Genomic DNA, 16,814 nt, shown 5'->3' with positions numbered 1-16,814 from the left:
GTAGAAGTATATGCATGATGAAAAAGAAGTCCAATTTACCTCTGCGGGTACAAATATTAATGAAGTGAAGCAAAAAAACGCAGAGGCAGGATTATCCTATAATGACGTAAAGGCGCTATTGGCTAAAACCGGAGGACATGGGACGGCTATCTATAGTGATACAGATTTTGAAGAAGTAAGACAAGAAATACACAAGAATCAGCAATAAATGTATGGGGAGGAGTAAGGTATTGAGTGCTCTTCCTTTTTTACTTTACAATGGTGAGTAAAGTAAGGGAGGTGAGCATCTTGTTAATAGGAGAAGAGAGTTGTCCATTATGTGGGGGGAAAAACCATTGTGGTCTAGTAAAAGGTGAAAAAGAATGCTGGTGTATGACAGTCAACTTTCCAGAGAAAGTTTTAAAAGTTGCACAGAAAGAGTCAGATAAATGTATTTGTCAAACATGCTTAGATACATATAAAGAAAAATACAAGCATTGAGAAATGATGCATCCGTAATTATTAAGTAATTGGTACAATTGTCTATCGCACAACAACCTAGCGGGCATACATTACCCTGAAAGGAGTGTGTCTAATGGTTAAACCAATTGAACTTAGTAATGTAACAAAGGCATATTTAGAGGAATATCAACGAATCCTCAAAAAAATGATGCAGGGTATGACCTATGTAACCATTACTTGTAGTATTTCAGAAAATTTTATTAAGCAAATCATTCCTCATCAAGTAGCGGCAATCCAAATGTCAGAAAATGTTTTACGCTACACAACAAATATTCCTGTACAGGATCTCGCATTAGAAATCATTCGAACACATACAGAAATGCTTGAAAGTCTTGAAGCGATACAAAATCGATGTTGTGTCGTACAAAATTCAGAGTACGAATTATACGAGTATATGTGTGCTTACAAAGAAATCACGGAAGCAATGTTTAATTGCATGTGTGCACCACCAGTATCCAATAGTATTAACATTAACTATTTAAGGGAAATGATTGTCCATCATCAGGGAGGTATAAGACTAGCACAAAATGTCCTTAGATTCTGTATTTGCCAAGAATTAATTCCAATTCTAAAGTGCATGATTCAAACGCTTTGTGAGCAACTAGAGGAGATGGAAAAGTTACTGGATAGCTTACAAAATTGCGATTGCGAGTGCTAGGTCAAATTTTAATCTTATACGGTAAAAAACGCTAAAGTCAAATGATGATTTTAGCGTTTTTTCTGCGTAAAAATAGTGTTTATCTAGAAAATGAGAAATTGTCAATAAGGTGGACAAAAAAATAAGAAAGTGTAAAGAATTTTTGGAGAATCTACTTTTGTTTTTTTATTGTTGGTAAAATATATATGTTTTATTTTGTTGAAGGTAATGAGGAAAGATCTATAATTCGTTTTAAAACACTGGGAATTTATATTTACTTTAGATTCGAAAAGGAGTGGGAACTATGTTCAAAAGGAAGAAGATTAGTCAAAACTATGATTATTTCTCAGCAACAAAAAACTCAGACATTGAGGCCAATGAACGTTTTAAAGAAAAACTAGATTTTCTTGCTTTGTCTAGAATAAGAAGGGAGTCTGTAGGTTTTTTACGTAAAATGTATGAGAACAATCGTCAGCATATACTGGATAATTTTTATGATCGTCTACTGGAAATTCCAGAGTTTAACCAGGTCATCAATACGCATTCATCAGTAGAGCGTTTGAAAGGCTTATTTGATTCACATTTTATTAGCTTATTTGACGATGAGTTAGATTTAGATTATGTATTTAAACGACGTAAAATCGCCTACATTCATGCTCGCATTGGTGTACTCCCGAATTGGATGATTTCAGCCTATACGTTGATCAATCAATTAATTATTCCGCTTATTGTAAAAGAACTATCACGAGATCAAGAAAAAATGCTTGATGTTTTATTGTCTTATGATAGCTTAGTAACGATTGACCAGCAAATTATTTTGGAGACCTATATTGAAATTCAAGCAGGGTCTGTAGTTAACGGTTTAGGCGAAATCATTACTTATAATACACAGTTAGATACAATAAAGGAATTGATTGAATTTCAAGATATTCAACATCAGGAGATTATTGCGGCAGACCAATTGATGCATGAGTTAGATGAAAGTATTGAAGAAATCGCCACATCTGTTGGTGATATTTCCGAGCAAACAAAGCAGGCGTTTAAAAAATTAAATGAGGATTTGGAATCTTTACAACAAATTTCATCCATTTTGCAAACGACCGATGAGGGGCATAAATCCATGCAGGAGGATATCAAACGTTTAGTGGATCGTGTAAATAGCGTCGCAAAACTAATGGAATTAATTAAGAAAATTGCAGATCAAACTAATCTGTTGGCATTAAATGCATCAATTGAGGCGGCTCGTGCCGGTGAAGCAGGGAAAGGCTTTGCGGTTGTTGCAGAGGAAGTGCGAAAACTTGCAGATGATACAAATACATCTGTTAAATCGATACATACAGATATCCAGGAATTACTTCAAATTACGCAAAATATTAGTTTTTTAACAACACAATTTTCACAAGATTTACATCAAGGTGTTACGGATACCTTACATGTTTCACAAACCCTTGGAGAAATAAACAGAAATTTACAGCAGCAAGGAGCTCGTTTTGAGGAAATAGCGACTACAACCAAGGTACAAGCACAATCCGCTACAATTATTTCTGAACGTAATCATACAATCACAGAGAGTATGCAAAAAAGTAAGGTAATTGTTTTTGATATGGGTTCTGCCATTTATAAGCTAAGTAAAATGATTGATGGATACCGATCAACAACGATTTCTAAAAACTTTATTATTAGCCAAGAGGATATTATTCAATTAGCGATTACAGACCATTTATTATGGCGTTGGAAGATTTATAATTTACTGCTGGGCTTTGAAGCGATGACTGAACAGGACGTAGGTTCACCGGAGGAATCGCGCCTTGGCGAATGGTATTATGGCACAGGCAAAAAGTTGTTAGGTGATGAGCGGGCCTATATAGAGCTTGAACAACCGTTTATTCATATACATGATATAGCTAAAAAAGCAGTCCGTGAATATAATACAGGTAATAAAGTGGAGGCTGAGAAATACCTGGAGGAAATTACGGAAGAATCTTCTGTTGTCATAGAAAAACTACAGGCGTTAAAGGAAATTTTACTAAACAGTAAAAAACAATATATACACTAAAAATTTGAGCAGGCTAGTTAAAACTAGCTTGCTCTTTATGTTTGCTATTCAGTTACGTTTATAGTAGGGGGGACACACATAAATGTCACTGTCCGTTTTTTACTATCATAGAGACACCATTCACGGTGGTCAATAACTGAACCTACGTTAACCCCATATTGTTTCTCTTGTATTGCAATCGGTTGGCCGTAACGAATACGGATAGGTAATTTTTTTTGCTGATGATAGAGTCCCGATTCATGGCTATGACCAAAGAATAACAATGGTTGATGAAAAGGAGGAAATGTAGGTTGCCAGTTGACGTTCCACTTAAATTGATGTCCGTGCATAAGTATCGCACCATCAATCTCCATTGACTCAGGTAAAGCTTTAAAACGTTGGATGCCTGTAACTTGAGTAATGCGTTCTTCTTGATTGCCTCGTATAGACGGGAAGGTTAGTAGTTCTTCAAATTCATTTTCTACTATGGCTGCCTTTTCCAACGACAAGCCAGACATAGTTTGCGCCTTTTTCTTACTAACAGTGCATTCATATAAATCACCTAACCCAATGATGGTTGCTTCCTCTGCTGTTTGTTGTATATGAGCAAGAACAGCTTTAGTATCTTCTATATTAGAATGTAAATCTCCTAAAAGTGCATAAAGCATGTAAATCCGGCCTTTCCTTTAATAATCGTACAAACATCATACACCTATTAGAAATTACTAGAAAAGTAAAACGTCTAAGAATATTTCTTTAATTTGAACGTGAGGAAAATTGCCAAGAAATTCATTGCTTGTTAAAATATAATCATAATTTTCTGAATTTTATTGATTTTGTGTACTGGTGTTAATTTAGCGGTATTCCATGTAAATAGGGAAGACCTGTTAAACGTGTATATGGCAATGAAAGTGTAGGGACATCATGTTATCCCAAAGGTTCTACTCAAATGTATGGGACGGATTGAAGAATTCTGGATGCATGAATGTTGAGACGAATTAATTTACTCTATCTCGGATTAAAAAATGAACTTTTGGAGGGCTTAAAATGACGACGTGTATGACAGATATTCTTGAAAACTATGCTGTACAGCAACCAAATACGATAGCAACCTTGTATGATGGAAAAAAGCTAAGTTATCGTGAACTTTATCAACGTGTTGATCGATTTGCTGCTTACTTACAGGAGCAAGGTTATGAAAAAGAGGATGTAATTGCATTATATACGCTTAATTCGGATTTGTTTTTAATCGCTTATTTAGGTGTTCAATTAGCAGGCTTTATCGTGATGCCCATTAACACTAAATTAGCGGCACCAGAGGTTGATTATATTTTTTATCACTCACAGGCAAAGGGACTAATCTATGATGAAAGATTAGCAGAAACATTGAAGGATGTTTCCTATTCGTTCCAACATGCTATTGAACTTCAGGAAATGAATAATAGGATTGAACAACAGGATCGTGAAAGAACGATCGTTCCATTGGTGGCGGATGATACAGCCGTTGTTATGTACACCTCTGGTACAACTGGTAAACCAAAAGGTGTCATGCTCACCCATCATAATATTGCGGCTACAGCAGAAATTTGGTCTGCTTCTATGAACATGTCGAGCAAGGATAAGATGTTTATTTGCACACCTTTATTTCATTGTGCTGGCCTGCATGTTTTTGCTATGCCGATGTTTTATCAAGGGGGAACCGTTGTTATTGAAGAAGTATTTTCACCAACTAAAACATTAGCGCAAATTGCAGCAACAGAAGCGACGATTTTCTTCGGAGTTCCATCCATGTACACGATCATTTTAAATACGCCTGGATTTAAGGAACATAGCTTAAACCATTTACGTTTATTATGTTACGGGGCAGCTCCAATGCCTTATGAGCTTGTAAAACAAGTAAAAGAGGCATTTCCAAATGTAAAAGTTCAAAATCTATACGGTCAAACAGAAAATTCACCTGCGGCCACATCCTTACTTGATATGGATGCTTTAACGAAAATCGGCTCCGTTGGTAAGCCATTAGCGCATACAGAGGTCTGTGTAGTTGATAGTGAAGGTAAGTCAGTACCAGCTGGTGAGGTAGGGGAAATTTGTGTAAAAGGGCCACAGGTTATGAAGGGATATTTGCGCAATCCAGAAGAAACAGCTAGAACAATTAGAGATGGGTGGCTTTACTCAGGTGATTTAGGACGGTTTGACGATGAAGGCTATTTGTATATAGTAGATCGGAAAAAGGATATGATCATTCGAGGAGGGGAAAATATTTACCCAATCGAAGTGGAGGAAGTTTTATATCAAATGCCAGAAGTTTTAGAAGCAGCAGTGGTTGGCTTACCACATGAAGTGTATGGTGAGGTGCCAAAAGCATTTGTTGTTTTAAAAGAAGACAAATCCCTTGATGAAAATTCGATACTCTTCTATTGTCAGACTAGACTTGCCAAATATAAAGTCCCCTATGAGATCGAATTTTTAGCTGAGCTACCGCGGAATGCCTCTGGTAAGGTATTAAAGCATACATTACGACCAAAAGAAACGACGATTTAAGTATTATCCATTACGCTTTGGATGCATCACCATAATGGCTTTACATTTGATAGAATTCATGCTCGAATAAGCTTCTATTCTAATAGGAACAACTAGGAAAGTATCGTATAATAGAGTCTACGACAAATTGTATTAATAGAATTGGAGAAGAGATTACTCTTTGAATTAGAATAGGAGCGGAATTTGTCTTGTGGACAGGATATAAGCGCCTTTTACTTATTGGCATTTTGATCATCATGTTGCTGTCTAGCTGCCAGCCATTATCACAGCAAGATTCACAACAAAAAAACCAATTAACAGTTTTAACAGTAGAATTTAATAGTGGAGCACCTATCCCTAATTTATATTTAACGATCACAGATGTACAAACAGGTGATGTAGTAGAAGAAGCAATTGGTTCTGAAGAAGGGGAAGCAATATTTTCGAAGCTAAAGGCAGGACAAGAATATGCAATTGCTGCAACTACACTAGAAAATAGTGAGGCAAATGTCGGATATACAACAATTGAGAATTTTACGTACGATACAACAAAGCCGTACTATCGATTGCAAACACATTTTTCTAGAGACGAGCAAGAATTAGATGTACCTGTTGTTATGCAAAATCCTGAACTTCCACATGGCTGTGAAATCACATCACTCACAGCCGTGTTAAATTATTTTGGAATGAATGTGACAAAGCTTGAAATGGCAGATCATTATTTACCAAAGCAAGAAATACGTACAGTAGGCGGAAAACGTTTTGGACCAAATCCAAATGTAGCTTTTGCTGGCAATCCTCGTGATAAGGCTCATGGGATGTATGTTTTTGCTGCACCAATTGTCAAAGCGGCAGAGGCAGTCATTGCAGATAAACAGGAAAATTTACGCGTAACGAATATGAGTCAGGCATCACAGGCAGATATTTTAGAGCTAGTCCGTGAGGGAGTTCCTGTTGTGACATGGGTGACACTGGATTTATCAAAGCCTAAACAAAAAGCTGAACGAGGCTGGATTTATGAAGGTGAGTCAACTTCACGGGATGCCTTTATGAATTTACATGCTGTTGTTTTAACAGGACATTTAGGCGATAAAGTAGTTGTAATGGACCCGTTAAAGGGCTACGTAACATACAATGTGGATCAGTTCTTTAATAGCTATCGTGAGTTAGGCAAACAGGCTGTAGCTGTCCATAAATAAGCAAGCTATAAATCTTTAGTATGTTACACTAATAAAAAAAGCAAAAAGTGAGTTGAGTAGAATGGCCATTGAACACGCTTTTTTACCCGTATTGCTTGGGGATGAAATGAATGCTTATGGCATGGCCAGAGCATTTTACGAAGCCTATGGTGTAAAGCCCCTTGCACTAAATCATACAAACATGGAAAAAATTCAGCAAAGTGATATACTGACTTTTCGTGAGGTACCGAGACTTCATATAGAAGAACGATTTGTTACGGCACTTAAGTCAATTGCCCAGGAATTTATAGATAAAAAATTACTGCTCCTAGCCTGTGACGAATTTTATGTCAAAAAAATTGTAGAGCATAAAGCAGAATTAACAGAGGATTTCATTATTCCTTATGTAGATGCTACACTTGCTCATCAGCTATTAACCCGAGAAAAGATGTATGAGCTTTGTGCACAATATGGTTTTCAATTTCCTGCCATGCATGTATGCACGGTTAATGATTATGAAAACTTCGACATGCCTTTTGAGTATCCAATTGTCATTAAGCCCATGAATATGGAAAAATATGCTGCATGTATTTTTCCTGGTAAGAAAAAAGTATATATTGCACATGATAAGGATGAAAAGGACAGTATATTCCATGCTATTTATAAGGAATCAGCCTATCGTGATGATCTGATGATTCAGCAATATATTCCAGGAGAAGATGCTAATATGCGTGTTGTCAATACGTATGTTGGACAAGATGGAAAAGCAAAACTTCTTGCTGTGGGCAATCCCATTTTAGAAGAGCATTCTCCAGAAGGAATAGGTCGTTATGTAGCCATCATGACAACTTATAATAAGGAATTGATGGATATCGTGAAGACATTCCTTGAAGCAATACAATTCCAAGGCTTTGCTACATTCGATATGAAATATGATGATCGTGATGGTCAATATAAATTGTTGAGTATAGAATTACATAATGAGCTTTCCAATTATTATGTGACAGCTAGTGGCTATAACTTTATGCAGTATGTAGCGGATGATTTTGTTCGAGGGAGTAAACAATCGTTAACATACGTGGAAAACAAGCATCTTTGGACGATTGTACCAAATGGTGTTCTTTTCAAATATGTTCAAAATGAACAATTAGTGATTGAAGCGAAAAGCTTGATTCGTCAAGGGATGGCTACAGATTCTATTTTTAATTACAAGGATATGAATGCGAAACGATGGTTGAATGTTACGCTTGATAATTTAAGCTTTTATCGCAAATATAAGAAATATTTTAATAACAAAGGTCTGTCTAATATATGAAAAAACAAACTTTAGGTATCATTGGTGGCGTAGGGCCACTTGCAACAATGTTTATTGGTGAAATGATTGTAAGACGTACGAAGGCACAAAAGGATCAGGAGCATTTACATACGATCATAGATAATGATACAAATATCCCTGACCGTACAGCTTTTATTTTAGATAAAACGAAGGATAATCCAGTTCCAGTCATAATTGAGGATGCAAAAAAATTAGCTTCTGTAGGGGCAGATATGATTGCTATTCCATGTAATACAGCCCATACGTTTTATCATGATATTCAAGAGGGTTCACCCATTCCAGTATTGCATATGATTCGTGAAACAGCGAAGCGTGCTGCGGATTTAGGTGCAAAACGTGTTGGTATTTTAGCAACGACAGGTACTTTAACATCTCGTATGTACCAAGAAGCCTTAGAGGAATATGGCATTACACCAGTAGTACCAGATAATGAAATGAGAGCCTATGTCATGACTATCATTTATGATTATGTCAAGGCTGGTAAGGATGTTACGCTGGAGGACTGGCAACCACTAGAAGATGCGATGCTGGCATTAAATTGTGATCGCATTGTGTTAGGCTGTACAGAGCTATCTATTGTTAATCGGGATTTGAAATTAAATGAAATATATATCGATTCACTAATCGTATTAGCTGAATGTGCCATTTTGGCTTGCGGTTATGAGCTAGTCGATTAGTTGTTGAGTGAATTGAAAAGAATCTGCTTGCTTTTCACGGGTAAGCTACAAGTCTTTAAAGAGTTGTGGACATGCTACTTTTTCCGTGTTAGGTTAGGCAGATTTTTTATGGAAGGAACCGCTGATTTTTGAAACGAATGGTCCATTGCTTCGTACATATAAAGTAGGAAACGGCGGAGTGTGTTAAACTAGTGTCAAGTAGATAGAAGGTGGGAAATAACATGTCAGTCATTAATTTATTAAAAGAAGAAATTCAAGCAAAATGGAACTTTGAAACACCTATGAAAATTCAAGATGAAATGATACCAGCTATGCTTGAAGGTAAAGACATTGTAGCGGAATCGCCAACGGGATCAGGTAAAACATTAGCGTATGTTTTACCACTATTGAATAAAGTAAACGGGGCAAAAAAACAAACACAGGGACTGATCGTGGCTCCTTCACAAGAACTTGCTATGCAGATTGTAGAAGTTATCCGCGAATGGACAGCTGGCACAGATATTACAGTTCAGCAGCTTATTGGTGGTGCCAATTCTGCTCGTCAAATTGAAAAGCTCAAGAAAAAACCAACGATTGTTGTTGGAACCCCTGGCCGTTTAAATGAATTAGCACGAGCAGGAAAATTAAAACTAAAAGAAATAGAAACGATTATTTTAGATGAGTGTGATCAACTGCTTAGTCGCGAATACCGTGTAGTTATCAAATCCTTTATCGAAGGTTCTGCCTATGGCCGACAAGTCGTTGTTGTTTCAGCTACGATTACAGAGGAAATTGAATTAGTAGCAAGTCGTATGATGTTCGAACCAGTTCGTTTTAAAATTAAGCCAGAGGATATGTTAAAGGTCGGCAAAGTTATCCACTCATTTGTGAAGGTAGAAGAACGTGATAAAACTGATTTTCTACGAAGACTATCACATACTGAAGGGTTAAGAGCACTTGCTTTCGTCAATAATATCGATCAATTATTAATGAAGGAAACGAAATTACAATATCGCTCTGCGCCAATCGTAACACTTCACTCCGACATGAAAAAGGAAGAACGTAAAAAGGCATTAGATGCATTCCGTAAAGGGGATGCACGTATTTTAATCGCAACAGATATCGCCGCTCGTGGTTTAGATATTGCAGGTTTAACACATGTTATTCATGTTGATGTACCAAGAACAATTGAACAGTACTTACATCGCTCAGGGCGTACTGGTCGTGCAGGAGCAGACGGAGAAGTATTGACGTTATTATCTTATCGTGATGAGAAGACCTATAAAAAATGGACAAGAGAAATTCCAGGCAAGCCTGTGCAAAAAATATGGCATGATGGCAAGCTGATTGAAGGTAATTCTAAAACAATTGGACAAAAGCGAGGGAATTAACATGACATTTGATGAAAAATTACAGGCATATGCAGAGCTTGCGGTAAAAGTGGGTGTCAATATTCAACCAGGTCAATATTTGTTAGTGAATACATCAGTAGAAGCTTTAGATTTTGCTCGTTTAGTTGTAAAAGAGGCTTATAAGGCTGGCGCAGGGCGTGTCCATGTAAACTTTTCGGATGATGAAATGGATCGTGCGTATTTTGAACACGCTTCTGATGAGGAGTTTAATCGTTTCCCTGAATGGGTCGTAAAAATGCGTGATGAACTAATTGAGCGTAAAGGTGCTTTACTATGGATTGATGCTGCTGATCCTGATAAATTGACAGGAATACCTGCAGACAGATTAGCAACACACCAAAAAGTGTCAGGAGCAGCATTGAAAAAATATCGTAATGCAGTCATGAAGGATTTAATTGCTTGGTCTATCGTCGCGGTTCCTTCACCAAAATGGGCAGCGAAGGTATTTCCTCAATTAACGGAAACGGAGCAAGTTCCAGCATTGTGGGAAGCTATCTTTAAAACGGTTCATATTGGGGAAGGGAATGCAGTGGATAATTGGCGAGAGCATGTAGCTAATTTAGAATCACGTGCACAATTGCTAAATAATAAAAAATATGCAAAGCTTCACTATACAGCACCAGGAACAGATTTAACAATTGCCTTAGCGCCACAGCATAAATGGCTAACAGGTGGCAGTCAAACACCAGATGGTAATATTTTCATTGCCAATATGCCGACAGAAGAAGTTTATACACTTCCGATGAAACAAGGTGTAAATGGGTACGTAAGTAATACCAAGCCTTTAGTTTATCAAGGCAATATCATTGATGGCTTTAAATTAACCTTTAAAGAGGGCAAAATTATTAAAGCAGAAGCTGAAGTGGGTCATGATTTACTGCAAGAGCTGATACAAGTAGATGAAGGCTCTAGCTATTTAGGTGAAGTAGCACTTGTCCCTCATGAATCACCAATTTCAGCGTCGGAGATTTTATATTTCAATACGTTATTCGATGAAAATGCTTCAAACCATTTAGCTATCGGTGAAGCCTATCCGACATGCTTAGAAGGTGGAAGAGATTTAGAAAATGGTCAACTTGAGGCACTAGGTGCAAATATTTCTGTGACACATGAGGACTTTATGATTGGTAGTGGAGAAATGGATATTGATGGTATTTTACCGGATGGTACAGTAGAGCCAATTTTCCGCAAGGGTAGCTGGGCCTTTTAATCACTAGTCAAAGTGCAAAGGAGGAGAGTAGATGAAGCGATTATGGAGCTTCATCGGTGTGACGATATTAGCAATGACATGTTGGGCCTCATCTGCTTATGCTCAAACAGAAAGCTATATAGCTATTGGAGATTCCTTAGCTGCTGGTCAAACACCTTATCAAGAAATTGATGCAGGATATAGTGATTTAATAGCCATGAAGTTAAGTTCACTGGGTCAATTATCATTTTATACAAAAGAACTTGCCTTTCCAGGCTTTACAACGGCCGATGTGCTAGAACGAATCCAATCTGAGGAATCCAAACACTTACTAGAAAATGCGACCCTTATTACAGTGTCAGCAGGGGCCAATGATTTATTACGCCTTGTTAAAGTGAACCCAACTGCTGGCACATTAGCATTTTCACAGCTTCAAACAGATTCCACTTTAAACTTGGCTAGAAAAAATATGATAACCATTTTAGATGAGTTAAATGAACTTGCGCCGAAAGCAAAGATTTTTGTAATGGGCTATTATTTTGCCTATCCATATGTTCATCCTACACAAAAAAAGGGAACGAACGAACAGCTAGTTAAATTAAATACGATTTTACAACAACAGGCAGAGGATGCAGGAGCGGTTTATGTAGATGTTTATGATCGCTTTGGATTGGATGCCATAAACTACTTACCAAATAGTGCAGATGTTCATCCAAACTTTGAAGGCTACCGTCAAATGGCTAATGCATTTTTACAGTCTTATAGTGGTAGTAATGCTTTGACGATCTCTTCATCCGAATTACCCAAGCCCAATCCTCTATCGTTTGAGGAAATTATAAAGCAACAATTATCAGCGAAATCCAAGGAACGGGAAACGACACAACGGCAGTCTACCCGTACAGCTTATGCTATTCAAGGATTTCCTGGCTATAAAGCTTTTTTAGAAAACATTTAAATAATCGTTATTAAAGGGCATCTATTTAGATGCTTTTTTATATGAAATCCAATATTGGATAGAACTACTATACTGCTGAATACCACTAGATAGGCAGTAGTCATGCTAAAATATAAAGAAGATTAGGAGGGACTAGAATGAAGATATTTCATACAGCAGATTGGCATTTAGGGAAGCTTGTTCAAGGTGTTTATATGACAGAAGATCAACAATATATTCTGCAACAATTTATACAAGCGATAGATGATGAAAAACCAGATGTAATTGTCATCGCAGGTGATCTATATGACCGTTCAATGCCCCCTATTGAGGCAGTCAATTTACTAAATGATGTATTAGCGAAAATAGTATTAGAGAAGCAGATTCCTGTTTTAGCAGTGGCGGGAAATCATGATAGTGCGGGTCGTTTAAATTTTGGGAGTCGATTGATGAGTGATAGTGGTTTATATATCAAGGGGCAATTTACGAAAGATCATGTCCCTATTATTTTGAATGATCAATATGGAGAGGTACATTTTCATCTTGTACCGTATGCTGAGCCCGCCTCAATTCGTCATATTTTTGAAGATGAAACGATTCGTTCTCATCAAGACGCTATGCAGAGAATTATAGATCATATTACTCAGGATATGGATGCGAGTAAGCGTCATATTTTTGTGGGACATGCTTTCGTCACAAAGTATGGTGAGGAAGAAGCCAATACCAGTGATTCAGAGCGTCCGCTTTCTATCGGGGGCTCAGATTGTGTGAATGCAGCTTTATTTAAACCTTTCCACTATACCGCTCTTGGACACTTACATAAGGCACATTTTGTCTTAAATGAAACGATCCGATATGCAGGCTCTCCGTTAAAATATTCATTATCAGAGCACTTACATGAAAAAGGCTTTTTAATCATTGAATTAGATGAACACGGTAAAAGCATAGTAACCAAAAGAAAGCTCGTACCAAGAAGAAATTTACGAGTAGTAGAAGGTCAATTGGAGGATCTGTTAAAGCTACCACCGAGTGATGATTATGTCTTTGTCAGATTGACGGATACGACAACCGTCTCTTCACCGATGGAACGCATTCGTAGTGTTTTTCCCCATGCGATGCATGTAGAACGTAAGATACTACGACAAGAGTCACCACGTGAGTTACAAGTTGTAGAAACAGAAAAGCTAGAGGATATAGACTTGTTCCGTTCTTTCTTTACGAATATTATCGGCATCCAGCCAGATGAAGATACGGAACGCCTTTTTACCGAGATGTTACAGGAATTATTAGATGAGGAGCGAGAGACAGTAAAATGAAGCCATTAAAGTTAACGATTACTGCATTTGGTCCGTATAAAGATACTGAGGTGATTGATTTCCAAGAGCTTGGAGAACATCGTTTGTTTGCCATCTCCGGAAAAACAGGCGCTGGGAAAACAACCATTTTCGACGCTATTTGTTATGCGCTTTACGGATCAGGTAGTGGTGAGGATCGCCAGGATACGGCTTTACTGAGAAGCGGCTTTGCTCATGATGATGTCTATACAGCTGTAGAGCTCCTATTTGAAATGCATGGCAGAGTTTATCAAATAGTAAGACAGCCAGGTCATATTAAAGAAAAAAATAAAACGATCACAGGTAAGAAAATAGAATTAGCTGAAGTAAGAGAGGGAAAGCTCGATTATAGCATCGTAGAGAAACAACAAACGCTTGAAGTCGATAAAAAATTGCTGGAAATCATAGGTCTCACAAAAGATCAATTTAGCCAAATTGTAATGTTACCTCAAGGTGAATTTCGCAAGTTATTGACCTCTGACTCTACAAATAAGGAAGTTATTTTACGAAAAATCTTTAAAACAGATCGTTTTGGCGTCATGACAAAAAAACTGGATGCCAAACGGAAAGAGGCGGAGAAGGATTTTGAACGTGCCAAGCAATTAAAGGAACATCTATTAGGTCAAATTGTTGGTGCCTTACCGCAACGTTCATCCTCTTTATTCACCTTGATTGCTGACAATACGGAAAATTTACATCAACTGACACAGGCACTTGAAGAGGAGTTTAGCTACTATAAGAAATGTATAGAGGAAGAACAGCAGCAATATGATGAAGTTTATAGTCTTCATCAAAAGGAGCAGGAATATTATCGACTAGCAAAAACTATAAATGAGCAGTTCGAAGAGCAAGCTAGTCGGCAGCAGAGACTGCAACTATTGTTAAAAGAACAGGATAGATACCGAGCAAAGGAGCAGGAGATTGTTTTAGCAGAACAAGCGGAGCGACTTGTGCCACTTGAACAACAATGTATTGATTTACGTGCTGAACTGAACTTAAAAGAACAAACATTTCAACAGGCTCAATTTAAACTTCAACAAACAAAAGAGCAGCTACAACGGGCACAAGAAAAATATCAGATTGAAGAGGCGAAAGAGCCTGAACGTCAACAGATGTTGCAGCAGGAATTGCAATTACAGACTTTATTGCCTAAATTTGAAGCCTATGAAAACAATGTGCAGCAGCTGCAAATAGCAGAACAATATGTCGAAACAGCAAAACAGGCAGTAGCTGATAATCTTATGTTATTGGAGAAAGAACAAGGGCAGTTACAGCAATTTTCTCAAACGATGGAACAATATGAAAAACAGGTTGAGCCATATGAAAGCTACTTAGAGCAGTTACCGAAACTTCGTGAGCAGGTAGCATTAATAAAACAAGTAGACAAATACAAAGGGGCTGTAGAGTTAGCTAAGCAGGACGTAGCCACTTCTGACATTCACTATCAGGAGAGTAAAAAGGCTCTACAATTATTAGAGCAGCGTTGGTTGACAAGTCAGGCTAGTATTCTGGCTGAACAGTTGAAGGACGGGGAACCTTGCCCTGTATGTGGCAGTTTGACACACCAGAAAACACATAATGAGCAACAGGAAATGATAGAGCTCTCTGAAGTCGAAGTGTTAAGGGCTAAGGCTTCTTTAGATGAGCGTAAGTACCTAGAAAAAGAAGCGCTCTTGTCATCTGCGCAACAGCTTTATCAAGAAACCTGTCAGCAACTAGAAGAGCAGCACATTACACAGCAAGACCATGCACAGCTCATCTCTACATTAAACAACATAGAGCAAGAGATTGCGACATTAAAAATTGTTCATCATCAATTAGCAGATATGCGATTAAAACTTAAGCAGCAACGTGAGAGAATAGAGCAGCTACGAACTAAACAGATGAACTTAGAGCAATATTTAGCTGAGCAGTTGAAAGAAATGACAAGACTGCAAGCAGTTCTTGAAGAACAGCTTAAACATATGCCAAACCATTTACCAACCTTGCAGCAATTACAGCAACAGCTTACAGATATCAGTAAACAAAAAATGGATTTGCAAAAAAGATGGCAAGAGAGTCAAGACGAATTGCATAGAGCGAAGGAAGCAACAAGTAATGCAAAATTGACGATGGAAATAGCCAAACAAACTTTTGAAGAATTACAACTCAAAATGAATGAAAAACGTCAGCAATTCTCAGCAAGCATGCAGGAGATAGGCTTTGACAGCTACGAGGAATATACAGCTGCCAAACGGAGTTTATTGCAAATAGAGACCCTTCGAAAAGCTTGTAGTGACTATGCTTTACAGGTACACACATTGCAAATCCAAATTACTGAAGGGGCTATGTATCTTCAAGGAAAAGAGCAACAAGATTTAGTGTCCATGGAAGCCAAAGTAGAACAACTTCGTATATCTTATGAGGAAGCATTTAAACGTTTACAACAGTTGAGAGGTTTTGCTCAAGCTTGCCAAGGTTTTATTGAAAGAGTAGAAGAAATAGCGAGGGAGCTTCATTTACTTGAGCAAGAAGCGGGAAGAGTAAAGGAGCTCTATGGATTATTAAACGGCCAAAATTCGAAAAAGTTATCTTTTGAGCGCTATATTCAAATTAATTACTTAGACCAAATTACTGAAGCTGCCAATATTCGCCTTTATCATTTATCAAATGGTCAATTTGAGCTCAGACGTTCAGATAGATTGGAAAAGCATGCGAAACAAAGCGGACTAGGTCTTGATGTCTACGATGCCTATACCGATCAACTACGAGATGTCAAAACATTATCGGGAGGCGAAAAATTTAATGCCTCATTAAGCCTTGCCTTAGGAATGGCAGATGTAATTCAAAGCTTCCAAGGTAATATTCATATTGAAACGATGTTTATTGATGAGGGCTTTGGTTCGCTTGATGAGGAATCATTAAATAAAGCAATCGATACATTAATTGATTTACAGGATTCTGGTCGCATGATTGGCGTAATCTCTCATGTGCCTGAATTAAAATCTGCAATGCCAGCGGTTTTACATGTAGAAAAGACATTAAATGGCCATAGTCAGACATACTTTGAAGTGAAATAAGTGAAAGGCGTATTTCCGAA

14 protein-coding genes are annotated in these 16,814 nt (G+C 37.6%); 13 read left to right on the top strand and 1 reads right to left on the bottom strand.

Annotation, left to right across the window (positions count from 1 at the left end; all coding sequences use genetic code 11):
* The first annotated feature begins 10 nt into the window (after window positions 1-10).
* From OU989_RS19270 to OU989_RS19255, 4 genes are all read left to right on the top strand, one after another.
* Window positions 11-208: a gamma-type small acid-soluble spore protein gene (locus OU989_RS19270; protein WP_274794550.1), complete on the top strand. Its 198-nt coding sequence runs from the start codon at window positions 11-13 to the stop codon at window positions 206-208.
* A gap of 80 nt (window positions 209-288) precedes the next feature.
* Entirely contained in the window at window positions 289-480 is a 192-nt protein-coding gene (locus OU989_RS19265; protein WP_274794549.1) for a cysteine-rich CWC family protein, read from the top strand.
* 94 nt (window positions 481-574) lie between these two features.
* A complete protein-coding gene (locus tag OU989_RS19260; RefSeq protein WP_274794548.1) occupies window positions 575-1,159 on the top strand; it encodes a DUF305 domain-containing protein in 585 nt (194 codons plus the stop codon).
* A gap of 283 nt (window positions 1,160-1,442) precedes the next feature.
* A complete protein-coding gene (locus tag OU989_RS19255; protein ID WP_274794547.1) occupies window positions 1,443-3,194 on the top strand; it encodes a protoglobin domain-containing protein in 1,752 nt (583 codons plus the stop codon).
* A gap of 44 nt (window positions 3,195-3,238) precedes the next feature.
* On the opposite strand, the gene OU989_RS19250 is transcribed toward OU989_RS19255, so the two are convergent.
* Window positions 3,239-3,841 carry a metallophosphoesterase family protein gene (locus OU989_RS19250; RefSeq protein WP_274794546.1) on the bottom strand — a complete coding sequence of 201 codons (603 nt, stop codon included), beginning with the start codon at window positions 3,839-3,841 and terminating at the stop codon, window positions 3,239-3,241.
* 379 nt (window positions 3,842-4,220) lie between these two features.
* On the opposite strand from OU989_RS19250, the gene OU989_RS19245 reads away from it, so the two are divergent.
* The 9 genes from OU989_RS19245 to OU989_RS19205 all read left to right on the top strand — a co-directional run bounded on the left by OU989_RS19245 (window position 4,221) and on the right by OU989_RS19205 (window position 16,794).
* Window positions 4,221-5,717 carry a class I adenylate-forming enzyme family protein gene (locus OU989_RS19245; protein ID WP_274794545.1) on the top strand — a complete coding sequence of 499 codons (1,497 nt, stop codon included), beginning with the start codon at window positions 4,221-4,223 and terminating at the stop codon, window positions 5,715-5,717.
* A 188-nt stretch (window positions 5,718-5,905) separates the two neighbouring features.
* Window positions 5,906-6,895, top strand: coding sequence for a C39 family peptidase (locus tag OU989_RS19240; protein ID WP_274794544.1), 990 nt, complete (start codon window positions 5,906-5,908; stop codon window positions 6,893-6,895).
* Between the two features lie 61 nt (window positions 6,896-6,956).
* Window positions 6,957-8,189, top strand: a complete 1,233-nt coding sequence (locus OU989_RS19235) for a carboxylate--amine ligase (protein WP_274794542.1) — start codon at window positions 6,957-6,959, stop codon at window positions 8,187-8,189.
* Window positions 8,186-8,887: a cysteate racemase gene (locus tag OU989_RS19230; protein WP_274794541.1), complete on the top strand. Its 702-nt coding sequence runs from the start codon at window positions 8,186-8,188 to the stop codon at window positions 8,885-8,887. Before OU989_RS19235 ends, OU989_RS19230 begins: the two co-directional genes overlap by 4 nt.
* Window positions 8,888-9,108: 221 nt before the next feature.
* Window positions 9,109-10,257: a DEAD/DEAH box helicase gene (locus OU989_RS19225; RefSeq protein WP_274794540.1), complete on the top strand. Its 1,149-nt coding sequence runs from the start codon at window positions 9,109-9,111 to the stop codon at window positions 10,255-10,257.
* Between the two features lies 1 nt (window position 10,258).
* Window positions 10,259-11,488, top strand: coding sequence for an aminopeptidase (locus OU989_RS19220; protein ID WP_274794539.1), 1,230 nt, complete (start codon window positions 10,259-10,261; stop codon window positions 11,486-11,488).
* A 31-nt stretch (window positions 11,489-11,519) separates the two neighbouring features.
* Window positions 11,520-12,422, top strand: coding sequence for an SGNH/GDSL hydrolase family protein (locus OU989_RS19215; RefSeq protein WP_274794538.1), 903 nt, complete (start codon window positions 11,520-11,522; stop codon window positions 12,420-12,422).
* 137 nt (window positions 12,423-12,559) lie between these two features.
* Entirely contained in the window at window positions 12,560-13,717 is a 1,158-nt protein-coding gene (locus OU989_RS19210) for an exonuclease SbcCD subunit D (protein ID WP_274794537.1), read from the top strand.
* The gene (locus tag OU989_RS19205) at window positions 13,714-16,794 is read left to right on the top strand and encodes an SbcC/MukB-like Walker B domain-containing protein (RefSeq protein WP_274794536.1); all 3,081 of its coding nucleotides are present in this window, start codon (window positions 13,714-13,716) and stop codon (window positions 16,792-16,794) included. The genes OU989_RS19210 and OU989_RS19205 overlap by 4 nt, the downstream gene beginning before the upstream one ends.
* Window positions 16,795-16,814 lie beyond the last annotated feature (20 nt).

The sequence above is a fragment of the Lysinibacillus irui genome (assembly GCF_028877475.1).
In the GTDB taxonomy this organism is placed as follows: domain Bacteria; phylum Bacillota; class Bacilli; order Bacillales_A; family Planococcaceae; genus Lysinibacillus; species Lysinibacillus irui.
This window is presented reverse-complemented; position numbering and strand designations above follow the sequence as displayed.

Bases quoted from the DNA above. Each gene is read 5' to 3' on its own strand.
- OU989_RS19250 (WP_274794546.1), bottom strand. From the start codon at position 3,841: ATGCTTTATGCACTTTTAGGAGATTTACATTCTAATATAGAAGATACT.
- OU989_RS19225 (WP_274794540.1), top strand. From the start codon at position 9,109: ATGTCAGTCATTAATTTATTAAAAGAAGAAATTCAAGCAAAATGGAAC.
- OU989_RS19215 (WP_274794538.1), top strand. From the start codon at position 11,520: ATGAAGCGATTATGGAGCTTCATCGGTGTGACGATATTAGCAATGACA.
- OU989_RS19230 (WP_274794541.1), top strand. From the start codon at position 8,186: ATGAAAAAACAAACTTTAGGTATCATTGGTGGCGTAGGGCCACTTGCA.
- OU989_RS19205 (WP_274794536.1), top strand. From the start codon at position 13,714: ATGAAGCCATTAAAGTTAACGATTACTGCATTTGGTCCGTATAAAGAT.
- OU989_RS19220 (WP_274794539.1), top strand. From the start codon at position 10,259: ATGACATTTGATGAAAAATTACAGGCATATGCAGAGCTTGCGGTAAAA.
- OU989_RS19235 (WP_274794542.1), top strand. From the start codon at position 6,957: ATGGCCATTGAACACGCTTTTTTACCCGTATTGCTTGGGGATGAAATG.
- OU989_RS19255 (WP_274794547.1), top strand. From the start codon at position 1,443: ATGTTCAAAAGGAAGAAGATTAGTCAAAACTATGATTATTTCTCAGCA.
- OU989_RS19270 (WP_274794550.1), top strand. From the start codon at position 11: ATGCATGATGAAAAAGAAGTCCAATTTACCTCTGCGGGTACAAATATT.
- OU989_RS19210 (WP_274794537.1), top strand. From the start codon at position 12,560: ATGAAGATATTTCATACAGCAGATTGGCATTTAGGGAAGCTTGTTCAA.
- OU989_RS19260 (WP_274794548.1), top strand. From the start codon at position 575: ATGGTTAAACCAATTGAACTTAGTAATGTAACAAAGGCATATTTAGAG.
- OU989_RS19245 (WP_274794545.1), top strand. From the start codon at position 4,221: ATGACGACGTGTATGACAGATATTCTTGAAAACTATGCTGTACAGCAA.